Raw genomic sequence first — 13,531 nt, 5'->3', positions numbered from 1 at the left:
GGAACCATTGTGTCGGGTGGTACTGACAACTACGGATGGCTCGGCACCCCGACACGCCCGATGGTGAAGCCGGTCACACGGAGTCGTTCGCACACGGCGCTCCCTACGGCATCACTGGGGCTGACCTGCGTAAACACGCGTTTGATCAGCGTCCTGTCCGTTTCGGTCGGCGATTAGGGGCAGCGCAGAACGTGAGTCCATGAACCACGGCACTGCTTCACCGCTGATCTCCGACAGGGCGCGTGACATGCGTATTCGTGGCTAGGTGCCGGATGCGTACCTTGCCCTTCTCCTACAAGTAGTCCTTGGCGACTACCTTCTGCGCGTACATCGCTGCCGGGCCACCAGAACTCGTGGAGCTTGCCGCCTGCGTGCAGCATGGTCACCTTGCGCACCCGCTCGTCTGCGTGTGTCATGGCTTCTCCGCGACGTTGAGAACGTTGGCTGGTCGATGACCTGCGGCAGGCCGCCTTTGTGCTTTGGTCCTCGAAGTCAGCGGGCTTCGCCTCCGCCTCCTTGTAGAAGGGAGGGTTGCCGAGCTCGTAGTCGAAGGTGCCGACGCTGAACGCGACGTTCTCCGGATTCCTGTCGGCGCTCCCAGAAGACGTTCCTGATCATCTCGATCCGTGCGTCGTACTCTGCCGCTTGCATGAGGTGTCCGTTCTCGTCCTGGCGGTCGACCGACGGGATCTTGATCTGCTTGACGAACTCGGCGATGTCTACTTCTGCCGGCCCCTGGTTCACGAAGTCGTTGTTTCCGTATCCACCCTTGACGTTGAGGGTCGTGATGATGGACTCGACGTTCTTCGCGATGACTTCGATCATTGGTGGGGCGTCGTCCTCGGTCCAGGACGGGATGCCGGTGCGTGGTGGGCCGGCTGGGAGCACCTGTGCAGTCGCGGGCGGCACCCGCTTCACATGAACTGCTGGCAGAGGCCGACGCCAGAGTTTGGCAACGAGTATTCGAATCTGTCCGACTTCCGCAGCTGCCCTGCCTAAAGCGACCGCGCCGAACGGCTGCTGGGTCTCAGGCTCACCCAGATCCGGTGGGCCGACCTGTTCAAGGGACGTGGAGACACTGGGTATCTGGGCGGCCGCTGATCCTCGTAGGTCCTGCCCGTACCCCCTCCCAGGGCCGTGCCGAGGGAACTCACCCTTCTTGCTGGCTCCGGGCCGGTCGGAACAAGGACCTCTGCCAACGGCGGGGAGACCCGGACGCGTTCTGCCTCAGACGGGAGTAGCGGACCACTGACCTGGGGCTGGCGGTGCGCACCCATACCGGTGCACCGACCAGGATCCGGGAGGCGCCGTTCAGGGGGTCGTCCGCCTGAAAGTTCCAGCGTGCCGGGGCCAGCACCACGTCCGTGAAGATCTCGGCGAACCACTCGCACTGCGGTGCGTGGCCGAGGGTGTAGCCGCGTGTCCAGGGTCTGTTTGCATGGTCCATTCCGGGGCGGTCTCCCTGTGCAAGTGCGATCTTGAGGACTTCCACGGCGAGAGACTCCGGGTCGTCCCATTGGGAGGAGTTCCGTGTGCCGCGGGTTTGCAGCAATTCGTAGACCGCCGTCCACGCCGACGAGGACCATCCGGCCTCAAGGACCTCGGAGCGCCGGAAGTCGGCGAGGTTATCCATACTGCCGAACAGCACCAGGTCGACTTGTTCCCCGGCCGTGCTGTGAGTGCGTACGTGCAGCAGAGTGCCCTTGTCTCGCTCGGGGCCTTCCCCATACCAGGCGATGTTGACCTGGTCCACGCCCTGGGCGAAGTGGACCGGCGGCGGCTCGCCGAAGGTGACGGTGGCCTGGGCGCCGACAGCCTTGAGTAGCTTCCGGGCGATCTTTTGCCGGTTCTGGTCTTGCCCTTGCGTGGGAGCGAACTCCACCTGCGGCAGCGGGACGCCCATGACCTCTCCGGGAGACGTGACTGCTGTCGGGTACCAGGGCCGATGCAGGGACAGCCCGTTGTCCCGTGCCATGTGGCGGATCTTCCGGTCTGACCAGTACAGGTACCGGCCGAAGTCGCTACGCCTCATCAAAGCCTCTTCTCGGTTCAGCCAACTGCAGGTCGTCACCACCGACACGAGCGGCGCCTACCACGCGAGCACGAGCTGTGCTCTGTTCCAACGGGGCTACAGACCGCCCTGATCCGTCCCTTCGCCCCCGTCGACGTGCCGGCGAACCGCAGCCGTGCCAGTGCATCACCCTGAACAGCACCTGAGGTAGCGGGAACCCCGCCGCCCAGGGGCGGCGGGGCCTGTTCAGCCTGCCCAACCCATGTCGTACACCTCGATGCCGTCGAGGTACGCGGCGAACGCGACCCACGACCGCGGCCCCCAGTAGAACGCGCCGTGTCGACCGCCAGGTGGCGGCCAAGAGTCCGGCCGGACGAGGGCCGCCGCGATCGTCTCGAAGATCTCCTGCTGGCCTTTGCCCGGGAGGTTGGCCAGCGACTCCTCCACCCGAAACGCAAGATCGACCCTGTACGTCATCGCGCACCCCCGTGCATCGTGATCATTGAGGCAGCAATGTACGGCGAAGCGGCGAAGCGCATGACGGCCTGTGGATAACCACAAATACCTGTGGATAGCTCACCGCAACCGCGTCACCGACACGACGGCGTGCCGGGTCGTGTCGGCCAGCACCTCCACCATCAGATCGACGACCACGGTTGTGTACACCTCACCCGTTCCCAGAGCGGCGGCCGTGCGCCTCGACTCAGGAAGGGGCAGCTGCGCCGCGACCTGGGCGGCCAACTGTGTACCGATGGCCCGGGTCAGCCGGACTCGCCCGTCGGGCAGTCGTACGACGAGCGCCTTCGGGCGCTTCGCCGGCCCCGTATAGCCGACCACAGCAGCGTCGGTCGTCTCCGTGTGCCTGATCTTCTTCCACGATGAGGCGCGCCCTGCCCGGTACGGCGACGTTCCGAGCTTCGCGACAACACCCTCGACGCCCGTGTTCTGAAGCGAGTCGTACCAATCCTGCGCCACCGACAGATCGTCTGTCGCCGACACCGCCTGAATCGGTGACGGCGACGACAGCCCGGCGAGCACGTCGAGCATCATCGCGCGCCGCTCGACGTACGGTCGCCCGCGAACATCCCCTGTCGGCAGGGCGAGGACGTCCCACACGATGTACAGGGCTGGGTGCTGCTCGGCCAGCTGGCGGGCCCGCGCGGGCGCCGACGCCGCCCGGGACTGCGCTGCCTCGAAGCTGATCCGCTTGTCCACGACGACAACGGCCTCACCGTCCAGGACCACACCGGGCGGCATGTCCATCCCGGGCAGCGCGATGTCCATCCACGTGGCCGTCACGTCGCGCCCGGAACGCGCTTGCAGACGCACGCTTTCGGCTGTACGCCACATGACCGTCCTGTGGCCGTCGAGCTTCATTTCGTACCACCATCCCGGTGTGGCTGGCAGCACGGGAGCCAGCTCGGCCAGCGCGACCTCCACGGGGAACTCCACGTGATCAGCCTCCGCCCACGAACGGCCGCCCGCCCGTCGGCCTACTCCGGGACGAAGTGGAGCGCCGTATCGGGATTGCAGAACGGGCAGGCTTCGACATGCTCGTACAGCGCCCTCCGCGCCTGGCCCTCGCTGATCGGTTGGATCCGGACGCCGTCCGCCATGGCGCACCCACCCTGGTGAATCAGCGCGGGCGGGCTCTCGGCGCCGATACCCCGCTCCAGCAGCCATTCGGGCGGAGGCGGACGTCGATCCTCGGCCCTCCGTCGCGCAGCCTCCCGCTCCTTCTCGACCGAGATCCAGCGATCCAGCTGGGCAAGACTCGTCTGCGCCTGCTGCACGATCACGCGCCGCGCGAAGTACAGCAACTCAAGACGAGACGGCTTGTCGGTCATGCGTTCGATTCTAGAGGCGATTTCGCGCCAGATTCACTGCAGGTGGTTCCGCAGGTCCTTTGGGTGATCGCACAACCTCTACGGGGAAGGTTGTAGACCCTCTGACCTGCTGCTTTTCCTTCATCCGTCCACGCAGATCGATCAGGCTGAAGATTCACTCTTAGGGACATGGCTGACGACAAACCTTGACGGAATCAAGGCCGACCTGCACCGCCTAACGTCTACCGCGCAAGCGGACGGGGGCCACCCCGGCTGTTGTGGAATCATGACAACTGAGAAGAAAACTGAGGGGGTTGACCTTGGCTGACGTGCTGATCAGGCGCGGAGTTGCCGGACTGCCGAGCGTGTCCCGCTCGGACGTCCCCGGGAACTACCCGTACGAAGCGATCAGGGTGGCGAAGCTCATCCGAGCCGCTGGCTTGACCGTCGAGTTCGAGGACGAGAAGCCTGATCGCACCTACCTGACCCACGACGCCGCCGAGTTCTGGTTGCCGATCATTGAGTTCGCCAGGGACGTCGGGAAAGAGACCCTGATCGCAACGCTGACTGGCTTGGTCTCCTCCTACGCGACGATGAAGATCCTCAGGAGGGGCGATTCGTCCGGCGAAGAGGTGACTGTTCCGTCCCCCGTTCTGCACGTGGAGGTAACCCGGCAGGGTGACCTGACCACCAAGCTGGTGCTGGACGGCCCGGCCGCCTCGGTCCTCGAAGCGATCACCAGGATCGAGAGGTGGGGTTCTGAGGATGAGCGCCGTCAGCTCCCCGAGGGATGAGAGCGAAGTCTTCCAGCAGTGCCAGGTCGACCTTGAGCAGGCCAAAGCTGCACGCCACCCCGATCCAGCTGCACTAGAGATCCTGCGGCGGCTGAGGGGGGAGCTGCGGCAGGTAATGGACCGTTCCGAAGAGCACGACCTTGCCCTCTTCGACCGAGCTCATGAGCTGCTGGACGAGGTAGGCGGATTGCTGAGGCGCGGCTATCCGAAGGCTTGCACCATGGCCTACCGAGACGGCGTCTACTACCGGGAGTGTCCAGTTGATCTTGGGCATCTTCGGGTCGGGTTTAGCGTGGAGACACGCGTGGACGAGTGGGAGTGCTCGATTTGCGGACTTGATCCTGACGAATGCGATCACATCCCCGGTGAGTCGTACGAAGGCCGTGAGTGCCTCGTCATCATCACGAAGGCCCAGATCCTGGCAGTGGCCCTCGTAGCTAACCCGAGGTTCCGGGATGCGCGCTTCGGCAGCCTGTCGCTCGGCACATCTACCGAGCTGCGTGCTGCTCTTGGGCCGAATTTTCGGCCGGGAGTGAGGCTCAGCTGCGATAAGTGCCTCGCGGGATGCCACGGCCTCAACCGAAACTTCGATGGGTCGACACACGGCTGATCGACAGTAACTGGCCGGACGAGACTCGGCGCTGCCGCAGAGTCGCGCTTCCGCGTGCTGGTCGTTCTCGTGGTGCACCCATGAGCTGCTTCACCCCCGTGCCGGTGACACCAGCTCACCGCCACTTCAAGGAGACAGCCTCTAGGGCGATCCCCGAAGCGTCCGCACTCTAACCGCTGCGCGCAGAAGAGAGAGACGTAACCCATGGAAGCGCAGGCGTGGAAGCCCCTCCCTGGTCCAGTACAGACGCCCCCGCCTCGGCATCGCTGGTTGGAAGGAGGGGCAGCCGGTGGAGGTGCGCGGCTACACCACGGTGGCCGAGCTGAGCGCCGACATCGACCGGTACGCCGAAGACATCTGATCCCCGCCCCGCTACGCCCCGGCCGCTCGACCTGGCCGGGGCGTAGCCGTGCTCTCGGTACGGGCGCCGACTACGGGCGCAGCGGGTCTCGTAGCATCGTCGCGAAGACCGGCGAGTCGTCGAACGGCTGCTGACGGCCGATCTGCTTATATCCCCAGGACTCGTAGACGGCCTTGAGGCGCCCGTCGGACAGTGCAGGGTTGACGAGCAGAGTGACGCGCTGCTCCTGCCGCTGCGACAGTAGCTCCTCGTGCAAGGCCCTGGCGGCGCCCTGACCGTGGGCACCCCGCCACTGCTTGCGGACAAGGATCTCGTTGAGGGCGAGGGTCCGCCTGCCGTCTTCCTCCACGTACTCGTCAGGGTGCGGGTCTTGTTCGGCGGACCACCATCCGGTGTTCTCACCGAGCGGCACAGCGAAGACGTACCCGGTCGGGTCCTCCCCGTGGTACCCGACGACGGCCTCCCAGCCGGGGCGGGACGAGTACGCCGTCAGCCGTTCGTCGAACCGGTCCCGGTGGTAGAACGGCCGGTCCATCAGCCCGAACTCTCCACGCACCTCCACGTGGATGTCGACGATGAGCTGCCGTATCTCCTCCACGTCCTTGGTCCGGCGGTAGGTGATCGTGCCGTTCATGCTGCCCTCCGATGCTCAAGCCACACGGTGCTCTCGGAACTGCGTGGCGCTACGGCCGTGAGACGGGTGGTGAAATCGTTCAGGAGCACGTTCACGCGCCCTTGCGACGCCATCCCGGCCGGTACCTTTCGGGCTGCGGTGACGGCCGGCTCGATGTCGCCCTGGCCGAGCTGGGCCAACGCCAGGTTGGCGTACGTCAGGGCGCGGTTTCGTTCGAGCTCCGGCCGCAGGCCCGCGAGGCATCGGTGCGCGTGACGCTCGGCGTCTTCCCACCTTCGGAGCCGCAGGTAGGCGAAGGTGGCCAGGCTGTCCAGCTCGGCCTGGTCGTAGAAAGCCATCCACGGTGGGCGGTGCTTCGTCTGGTCAGCGCGCTCAAAGCTGGCCTGCGCGAGGCCGATCGTGCGGATGGCGCTGCGATCGTCCCCGATGTCGGCGTGGAAGGTCGCGAGTCGTGCCAGCGCGAGGGAGGCGTACACCGGGTCGCTTCGGGTGACGGACGTGGCCCTCGCCGCTTCACCGGCAGCGATGGCGTCGGAGGGTCGGCCGAGGTGGCGGTACATGATCCCAGCGTGGCCCCATACGCGGAAGAGCACGGGGCGGTTGTTGGCGAGCCCTGCGAGGGTGACCGCCTGGTTGAGGTACGGCTCTGCCTGGTCCAGGCGGCGGCCGTCGATTGCGGCCCACATGGCGCTCGCGGTGAACGCTGCCGCGACGCCGTACAGCTCGGACCGGATGCGGCTGGAAGCGGTGTGGGTGTTCTGCATGCGCACCGTCTCCTCGGCGAGCCCGGCCGCATGCCGTTGGAGTTCCTGAGTCCCGCCGTACTTGTTGTCCATGCTGACGACAGCCGCCAACTTCGCGTTCATCCGGTCCACGTCGTCCGATCCGAGTCGGCGTTGCGAGGCGGCAGGGGCGGTCAGTGAAGCGCCGGCGGCGGTGGCTGCGGCGAGGAAAGTGCGGCGATACAAGGGGTCGTCCTCAGGTGCGGGGGAAGGGCTTGAGTTCTTACTCCCCCGGGGAACGAAGCCTAACTCTGCGGCTGGGACACCTGTGGCCTTCTCCAACGCTGTCCTCAACAGGGCGTTGGGTGACCGGTGTTCGCCTTTGAGTAGCTTGAAGATGTGTCTCTCGTTCACCGTTCCGCAACGGCCTGTCAGGTCTTCAATTCCCGTGTTGACCAGGGAAGTTAGCTCCCTGACGAGCATTCCGTGCGCCAGCATCCATGATGCGAGCGCGTCATTCCGTGTCCCCGACATAACAGAACGTTAGAGGGTGTCGCCAATCCGAAGAGTAAAGAGATAGCCAAAACGGCAGGGTGCCTGCGGGCAACCCCGGGTCGATACGGCATCCCCACAGCAGCGGTACGGCGGTTGTCTGAGTACCCAGACGAGCACGACCGTGGACCAGGGAGTCCCCATGCCCCACCCCAGAGACGCAGAATCCGCCAGCCCCCATGAGGTACGTGCCCCCGTGGAGGCCGCGGCCGATGTACTCGTGCACTCCCGCAAGGACCGTGAGTTCGCGGCCAGCACCTGGCTCCTGGCGGCAGCTCTGGACATGAGGGAGGCCCGGGCGGCGTGGGAGAAGAGGAACGGCATCGCGCTCCTGCGGTGCGGTGGCATCTTCGGCGCGGTCCGGCTCTCGACTGACCTGGTACGTGCTGCGGCCGCCACGGAGAACACCGCAGAGGTCGACGCCTTCCTCGCACAGGTACTGCACGGTGCTCCCGTGTTCACGGACCAGTTCTCCCAGTGGTACTACGTCCTCGTCCCGGTGAGCACCGGGCGGCGCCAGGAGTGGGAAACCGCCCGCCTCGCCCCGAAGGCGGAGTTCCTCGGGAGTAACACCTTCCTCGGCGTGCCAAGGCCCGATGTGACCGAGCCGGAGGGCGTGCGCTCGTACTGGTGCGTCCCGATGGACGGCCCGGGTGCCCTCGCGGTCCCGGACAGGGTGTCCCAGCTCGTCGCGGTCGCCCGGTTCCGGCAAGCGGCGACGGACAACCCGGCGCCCACGCCCGCCGCATAGACCGGCGCCGGCCGCGCGTGGTCCCCCGTCGCGCACGGTCGGCGCCCTCCAACTCCCTGCCCCGTCACCGCGAGAGAGACATGACCGAACTCCTCACGTACAAGAACCTTCCCGTCCCCTACATCGCCGCGTGGAGCAACGAGCACCTTCCGGAGCCAACCGTCGTCACCGCCGCTGACGGCATCGCCTTCGTGGACGGGCTCGGCCCCAACGGGCACGCCCACGGCCGTGACACGGCCGGGGTGCTGTGGATGCGGTGGGCGCTGCGCCGGGGCGACGGGAAACCTGAGTTCAACGTGGTGCACGCGCCCCGGCAGAAGCGCGCGATGTGGAAGTTGCTGTGCCAGGTGTGCGGCGGTCCCTCTGACGTGAACGAGCTGGGCCGGTTGTGGCTGCTGGAGGACAACCGGGACGTGGAGGGCTGGCCCGAGGAGGAGATCACGACGCACCCGCCGTTGTGCCTCAGGTGCGCGCCTCTGGCCGCGCGGCTGTGCACGCACCTTCAGGACAACGTCGTCGCCGTCCGGGTCGGCCGGGTTGAGGTCGATTGCGTGTACGGCGATGTCTATGCCCGCAGCGAGGGACCGTTCCCGGTCCTGGTCGAGAAGAAGCAGGTCGTGCCCCTCGACGACTGGCGCGTGAAGTGGATGGTCGGCGGGCAGTTGGCCGCCACCCTCTTGGACGTCACGGTCGTCGACCTGGCCGAACTGGGCGGCGCCGTAGGAAAGGGGGGCATCCCGTGGAGCGGCAATGGGTCACCGGTGACTGCTGGCTCGGATGCGAGCGCACCGGCATGTCAGTGATCTGGCTCGGCCCGGTGCAGTGGGACGGCCGACACGTCCCGGGAGGCGGAAAGACCTTTCAGGCACGGATGCGTCCCTCTTCCTCGGTAGACCGGACAGCCACCGCCTGGCCCTGCTACTTCCCTGCGCCGGCCTCGCACCCGCACCCGTAATCCCCTTGTCGGCCACCGTGCTGTGGTGCGGCGGTCTTCCACCTCCCCCTTGCTGAAGGCCCCCATGCCCCCGAAGGCCCCCTTACACCCCCATACCAGGACTGCCGGTCCGGCTACGGCAGGCGCCCGTACACCTCGGAGGCGCGTCGATGTCCCCCACTGACATACCCCTGATCCACCATCCGGCCGGCACCGACGAGGCGCTGCGCGTTGCCCTGGAAGATCTCCTGTTGGGGCGGTGGCTGTCTACCCGGGATCTGCTGGCTGCCACCGCCCGCGACAGGGCGTTGCGTACGTCGCGCAGTCAGGTCCTGGCGCTGTACGCGGCGCAGGGCGACGCCGTGTCCGCCTGGTGCCAGGAGGAGCCCGGCAACGGGGACGCGGTCATGATGCGTGCCCGGGTCCTGACGCAGCGGGCGCTGGATCTCCGAGGTGAGCGGTCTGGTCTTGGGGCTGCCGAGGCCGCTCGCCAGGCCTGCTTGGTCGCCCGGGAGCGGCTGCCGGTGGACCCGGTGCCGGTGGTGTGCCTGTTGGCGCTTGCGCAGTTGGACGTCGACCCGCGCTACCGGCGTTACCGGGACAACTGGGAGCCGGCCGCGGACTCTCTGCTGCCGGCGGGTCCGTGGAAGCTGCTGGACTGGGCGAACCAGCTCGATCCTCCGTACAGCAGGGAGGCCCATCACCGGGTCCTGCAGTGTCTGCACGCCCGCGGTAGCGGGGCGTTGGGCTTTGCCCGGTGGGTGTCGCGTGACGCCGAGGTCGGGTCGTCTTTGCTGGTGTTGCCGTTGTACGCGTATGTCGAGGACTACCGGCGGCAGCGGCAGGCGGGCACCCGTCACAGCCGTGGGCCGATCGGGTACTGGACCAGCGAGGCCGTTCAGGACATGGCCCGAAAGGCGCGCGACTACTGGTTCTACCCCATCCAGAACCTTCCCCCGGATGAGCGGCCGGCTCGTTCGCTGGCCGATCTCAACCACCTGGCATGCATTTTGGTCAAGGCCGGGCTGCCGGGTCTGGCGGGCCAGGTGTTTCGGGAGATCGGCCCGTACGCCACTGCCGCGCCGTGGGCTCAGGTCAGCGAGAGCGCGCCGTGGCAGGACCACTTCCACCGGGCCCGCGCCTTCGCGCTCAGGAAGGAGCCGGCACGCGGATGAAGAGCCGGGCACCCCCGCAGTGGCACGCCGTCCCACACCACCTTGTTGTGTCCCTTCCGAGCAGAGGAATGCTTTCGGTGTCTTCGAAAAGAGCAGCTCACGCGCAGTTGGACGATGCTGCCGACCTGGCCGCGCACGGTTACCCCCAGGAACTGGCCCGCCGGATGAGCCAGTTCGAAAACCATGCGATCTCCCTTACCGTCATCTGTGTCCTGGCCGGATGCATGAGCCTCTTCAACTTCGGTCTGGGGGCCGGCGGTCCGGCGGTCATGATGTGGAGCTGGGTCGCGATCGGCGCGATGGTGCTGCTCCTGGGCCTGTCCCTGGCGGACGTCACCTCCGCCTATCCGACCTCCGGCGGCATGTACTTCATGGCCGACCGGCTCGGCGGCCCCCGCTGGGGCTGGTTCACGGGCTGGCTGAACTTGATGGGCCTGCTGGGCGCGATAGCCGGGATCGACTACGGCTGCGCCACGTTCACCATGGCGTTCGCCAGTTTCCAATGGGGTGTGGAGCCGACCGCCGGCGCGACCATGACCGTCTTCGCGGTGATCCTGCTGCTGCACGGCTGCCTGAACGCGCTCGGGATCCGCGTGGTCAACATCCTCAACTCCGTCTCCGTGTGGTGGCAGCTGGGCGGCGTCACGGTGATCGTCGGCGCCCTGTACCTGGCCCCGGCGCCGCACCAGTCGGCCGAGTGGGTCTTCACCCATTTCAACAACGACACCGGCATCTCCAGCCCGCTGATCGTGTGCCTCGTCGGCTCCCTGCTGGCCGGCTACACGTTCTGCGGCTACGACGCCTCCTCGCACCTGTCGGAGGAGACCAAACAGGCGGGGTACGCAGCTCCAAAGGGCATGGTCCGCGCCATCTACGTCTCGTGGATCGCGGGATTCGTCCTGCTGGCCGGGCTCCTGTTCTCCATCCAGGACTACACAGGCACCCAGAACACCAGCACCGGTGTCGCCCCGGCGCAAATCTTCCTCGACGTCCTCGGCGGCACGGGGGCCAAACTCCTGCTGCTGGTGGTCATGGTGGCGATGTTCTTCTGCGGCAACGCCGAGACCGCCGCCACCAGCCGGATGGTCTACGCGTTCTCCCGCAGCGGTGCGCTGCCGTTCTCCGCGACCTGGAGGCGGGTCAACAGCCGTACGAAGACCCCGGTGCCCGCCGTGTGGCTGGCGGTCGGGTCGGCGTTTGTCCTGGCCCTGCCGGTCCTGTGGTCACCCGCAGCGTACTCGGCGGTCACCGCGATCAACGCCGTCGGGATGACGCCCGCGTACGCCGTTCCCGTCTTCCTCGCGCTGCGCAAGGGCAGCAGCTACCGGCCCGGTCCGTGGACCCTGGGCAAGTGGCGCCGTCCGGTCGGCTGGATCGCCGTGGTCTACGCAGTGTTCATCACCGGCGTCTTCATCCTTCCCCAGACAGCTCCGGTCACCTTCGCAACGATGAACTACGCTGGCATCACCCTGCTCGTCGTCCTGGCCCTGGCTCAGCTGATGTGGATCACCCGGGGCCGCCGCGCTTACCACGTCCCCACACTCGGCAGCGCCTCCCAGCAGGCCGACCTCTCCAGCCGGGTGATCTGATGACCAGCCATAACCCCCAGCACGACCAGCAGTCCGCAGGACTGCTCACCGCCGAAGAGCTCACGACCCTCGTGGCCAGCGGAGAGATCACCACCGTGATGCTCGGCGTGCCGGCCATGATGGGCCACCTCAAAGGCAAGCGCCTGGACGCCGTGCACTTCCTCGCCCAGCTCCCCGAAGGCCCGGACATGTGCGCCTACATCCTCGCCACCGACGTCGACATGAACCCGGTGCAGGGCTTCAATCTTGCGGGCTGGCACACCGGATACGGCGACTTCCAGGTCGTCCCCGACACGAAGACCATCCGGCGGCTGAGCTACCTGCCGGGCACCGTCCTCGTGCACGGCGACGCCATGCGCCCTGACGGCAGCGACCTCGACGTCGCCCCCCGCCAGATGCTGCGCGAGCAGCTCAGGCTCCTCGTCAAGCACGAGGTGACGGCGAAGGTCGGTATCGAGAGCGAGTTCGTGCTGTACGAAGGCACCGAGGCCCAGATCCGCGAGGCCGGATACCGCGGGCTGACCCCCGTATCCCCCCACAACCTGGACTACGCGCTGGACCACCCGCCGGCCCTGAGCGCGTTCTTCCACGACCTGCAGGACGCCCTGTCCCAGGCCGGCTCCCCCGTCGAAGCGATCAAAACCGAAGGCGCCCCCGGCCAGATCGAGGTGACCTGGCCCTACGGGGACCCGGTCCGCGCCTGCGACACCTACACCGTCCACAAGCACGCCGTACGCCACCTCGCAGCCCGCCACCTGATGACGCCCACGTTCATGGCCGCGCCACAGACCGGCGTCGGCTCGGGCCTGCACCTGCACGTGTCCCTGTGGCGCGACGGCCGACCGCTCTTCGCCCCGGGAGCAGGCGGCGAACTGCCCGACCTCCTCCAGCATGGTGTGGCCGGACTCCTCGACGCTCTGCCGCACCTCGTACCGCTGTACGCGCCCACCACCAACTCGCTCAAGAGATACGCCCACCACAGCTTCGCCCCCACCCTCTACACCTGGGGAGTGGACAACCGCACCTGCGCCGTCCGTATCGCCGGCCATGGCGAGAACACTCGGCTGGAGGTACGGCTGGCGGGCGCCGACGCCAACCCCTATCTCGCTCTCGCGGCCACGATCGCGGCGATCAACCACGGTCTCAACAACTGCCCGAAGCTGCCTGCACCAGTCACCGGCGACGCCTACACCGCGTTCGACCCGCTCCCTATACCCCGCACCCTCGACGAGGCGCTGACCGATTTCCGGGAGAGCCACCTCGCCCGGCACGCATTCGGCCCCGGCGTGGTCAACCACTACGCCCGTGCCGCCGAGATCGAGATCGCGGCAGAGCGCGGCCAGGTCACCGACATCGACCGCGAGCGGGGGCTCCTCCGTGCCTGAACCCCGCCCTCATCCCGGGCAGTTCGCCGCCGGCGTCTCGCGGGTGCACCCCGCTTTCCCCTCCGTATGACTCCTGCGGGCGGCAGCCCCGTTTGAAGTCCACTGCCGCCCGCAGGTCCCGTGCCCCGTCGATGAGCCCGAAGCCCCTACTCCTCGCTCGGCGGCGGGACACCACCCCCCTTCGTTC

The 13,531-nt window shown here is 67.1% G+C and carries 14 protein-coding genes; 7 read left to right on the top strand and 7 right to left on the bottom strand.

Translation table 11 applies throughout. The features are described 5' to 3' along the window. Positions 1–492 precede the first annotated feature (492 nt). The 5 genes from STRTUCAR8_RS47230 to STRTUCAR8_RS47210 form a co-directional block, all read right to left on the bottom strand. Positions 493–825, bottom strand: a complete 333-nt coding sequence (locus STRTUCAR8_RS47230) for a hypothetical protein (RefSeq protein ID WP_006383612.1) — start codon at positions 823–825, stop codon at positions 493–495. A gap of 325 nt (positions 826–1,150) precedes the next feature. After that, complete coding sequence (locus tag STRTUCAR8_RS47225; protein WP_143666457.1) at positions 1,151–1,903, bottom strand: hypothetical protein; 753 nt, start codon at positions 1,901–1,903, stop codon at positions 1,151–1,153. 354 nt (positions 1,904–2,257) lie between these two features. After that, positions 2,258–2,488, bottom strand: a complete 231-nt coding sequence (locus STRTUCAR8_RS47220) for a hypothetical protein (RefSeq protein WP_006383633.1) — start codon at positions 2,486–2,488, stop codon at positions 2,258–2,260. A 99-nt stretch (positions 2,489–2,587) separates the two neighbouring features. After that, positions 2,588–3,463, bottom strand: a complete 876-nt coding sequence (locus STRTUCAR8_RS47215; protein ID WP_006383602.1) for an ATP-dependent DNA ligase — start codon at positions 3,461–3,463, stop codon at positions 2,588–2,590. Between the two features lie 41 nt (positions 3,464–3,504). Continuing rightward, positions 3,505–3,858, bottom strand: coding sequence for a DUF6233 domain-containing protein (locus STRTUCAR8_RS47210; RefSeq protein ID WP_006383599.1), 354 nt, complete (start codon positions 3,856–3,858; stop codon positions 3,505–3,507). Between the two features lie 299 nt (positions 3,859–4,157). Between STRTUCAR8_RS47210 and STRTUCAR8_RS47205 the strand changes: the two genes are divergently transcribed. Together STRTUCAR8_RS47205 and STRTUCAR8_RS47200 are read left to right on the top strand one after the other, a co-directional pair. Next, entirely contained in the window at positions 4,158–4,631 is a 474-nt protein-coding gene (locus tag STRTUCAR8_RS47205) for a hypothetical protein (protein WP_143666458.1), read from the top strand. Further along, the gene (locus tag STRTUCAR8_RS47200; protein ID WP_044474115.1) at positions 4,603–5,241 is read left to right on the top strand and encodes a hypothetical protein; all 639 of its coding nucleotides are present in this window, start codon (positions 4,603–4,605) and stop codon (positions 5,239–5,241) included. Before STRTUCAR8_RS47205 ends, STRTUCAR8_RS47200 begins: the two co-directional genes overlap by 29 nt. Positions 5,242–5,672: 431 nt before the next feature. Here the strand turns inward: STRTUCAR8_RS47200 and STRTUCAR8_RS47195 are convergent, their stop codons facing one another. Then, on the bottom strand, positions 5,673–6,236 hold the full coding sequence (locus tag STRTUCAR8_RS47195; protein ID WP_006383621.1) for an N-acetyltransferase: 564 nt from the start codon (positions 6,234–6,236) through the stop codon (positions 5,673–5,675). Continuing rightward, positions 6,233–7,204 carry an NsdA family TPR-like regulatory protein gene (locus STRTUCAR8_RS47190; RefSeq protein ID WP_234372455.1) on the bottom strand — a complete coding sequence of 324 codons (972 nt, stop codon included), beginning with the start codon at positions 7,202–7,204 and terminating at the stop codon, positions 6,233–6,235. The genes STRTUCAR8_RS47195 and STRTUCAR8_RS47190 overlap by 4 nt, the downstream gene beginning before the upstream one ends. Positions 7,205–7,652: 448 nt before the next feature. Between STRTUCAR8_RS47190 and STRTUCAR8_RS47185 the strand changes: the two genes are divergently transcribed. The 5 genes from STRTUCAR8_RS47185 to STRTUCAR8_RS47165 all read left to right on the top strand — a co-directional run bounded on the left by STRTUCAR8_RS47185 (position 7,653) and on the right by STRTUCAR8_RS47165 (position 13,344). Continuing rightward, the gene (locus STRTUCAR8_RS47185; protein ID WP_143666459.1) at positions 7,653–8,261 is read left to right on the top strand and encodes a hypothetical protein; all 609 of its coding nucleotides are present in this window, start codon (positions 7,653–7,655) and stop codon (positions 8,259–8,261) included. Between the two features lie 80 nt (positions 8,262–8,341). After that, positions 8,342–9,064, top strand: a complete 723-nt coding sequence (locus STRTUCAR8_RS47180; protein WP_044474113.1) for a hypothetical protein — start codon at positions 8,342–8,344, stop codon at positions 9,062–9,064. Between the two features lie 301 nt (positions 9,065–9,365). Further along, entirely contained in the window at positions 9,366–10,370 is a 1,005-nt protein-coding gene (locus STRTUCAR8_RS47175; protein ID WP_006383655.1) for a hypothetical protein, read from the top strand. Positions 10,371–10,438: 68 nt separating this feature from the next. Next, complete coding sequence (locus STRTUCAR8_RS47170) at positions 10,439–11,959, top strand: amino acid permease (protein WP_044474112.1); 1,521 nt, start codon at positions 10,439–10,441, stop codon at positions 11,957–11,959. Beyond that, positions 11,959–13,344: a glutamine synthetase family protein gene (locus STRTUCAR8_RS47165; protein ID WP_006383654.1), complete on the top strand. Its 1,386-nt coding sequence runs from the start codon at positions 11,959–11,961 to the stop codon at positions 13,342–13,344. Before STRTUCAR8_RS47170 ends, STRTUCAR8_RS47165 begins: the two co-directional genes overlap by 1 nt. Positions 13,345–13,531 lie beyond the last annotated feature (187 nt).

Source organism: Streptomyces turgidiscabies Car8, assembly GCF_000331005.1.
GTDB lineage: Bacteria > Actinomycetota > Actinomycetes > Streptomycetales > Streptomycetaceae > Streptomyces > Streptomyces turgidiscabies.
Note: the sequence above shows the minus strand (reverse complement) of the source record. Positions and strands in the feature narration are given on the sequence as shown.

Bases quoted from the DNA above. Each gene is read 5' to 3' on its own strand.
- STRTUCAR8_RS47230 (WP_006383612.1), bottom strand. From the start codon at position 825: ATGATCGAAGTCATCGCGAAGAACGTCGAGTCCATCATCACGACCCTC.
- STRTUCAR8_RS47225 (WP_143666457.1), bottom strand. From the start codon at position 1,903: ATGGGCGTCCCGCTGCCGCAGGTGGAGTTCGCTCCCACGCAAGGGCAA.
- STRTUCAR8_RS47220 (WP_006383633.1), bottom strand. From the start codon at position 2,488: ATGACGTACAGGGTCGATCTTGCGTTTCGGGTGGAGGAGTCGCTGGCC.
- STRTUCAR8_RS47210 (WP_006383599.1), bottom strand. From the start codon at position 3,858: ATGACCGACAAGCCGTCTCGTCTTGAGTTGCTGTACTTCGCGCGGCGC.
- STRTUCAR8_RS47200 (WP_044474115.1), top strand. From the start codon at position 4,603: ATGAGCGCCGTCAGCTCCCCGAGGGATGAGAGCGAAGTCTTCCAGCAG.
- STRTUCAR8_RS47195 (WP_006383621.1), bottom strand. From the start codon at position 6,236: ATGAACGGCACGATCACCTACCGCCGGACCAAGGACGTGGAGGAGATA.
- STRTUCAR8_RS47185 (WP_143666459.1), top strand. From the start codon at position 7,653: ATGCCCCACCCCAGAGACGCAGAATCCGCCAGCCCCCATGAGGTACGT.
- STRTUCAR8_RS47180 (WP_044474113.1), top strand. From the start codon at position 8,342: ATGACCGAACTCCTCACGTACAAGAACCTTCCCGTCCCCTACATCGCC.
- STRTUCAR8_RS47175 (WP_006383655.1), top strand. From the start codon at position 9,366: ATGTCCCCCACTGACATACCCCTGATCCACCATCCGGCCGGCACCGAC.
- STRTUCAR8_RS47170 (WP_044474112.1), top strand. From the start codon at position 10,439: ATGCTTTCGGTGTCTTCGAAAAGAGCAGCTCACGCGCAGTTGGACGAT.
- STRTUCAR8_RS47165 (WP_006383654.1), top strand. From the start codon at position 11,959: ATGACCAGCCATAACCCCCAGCACGACCAGCAGTCCGCAGGACTGCTC.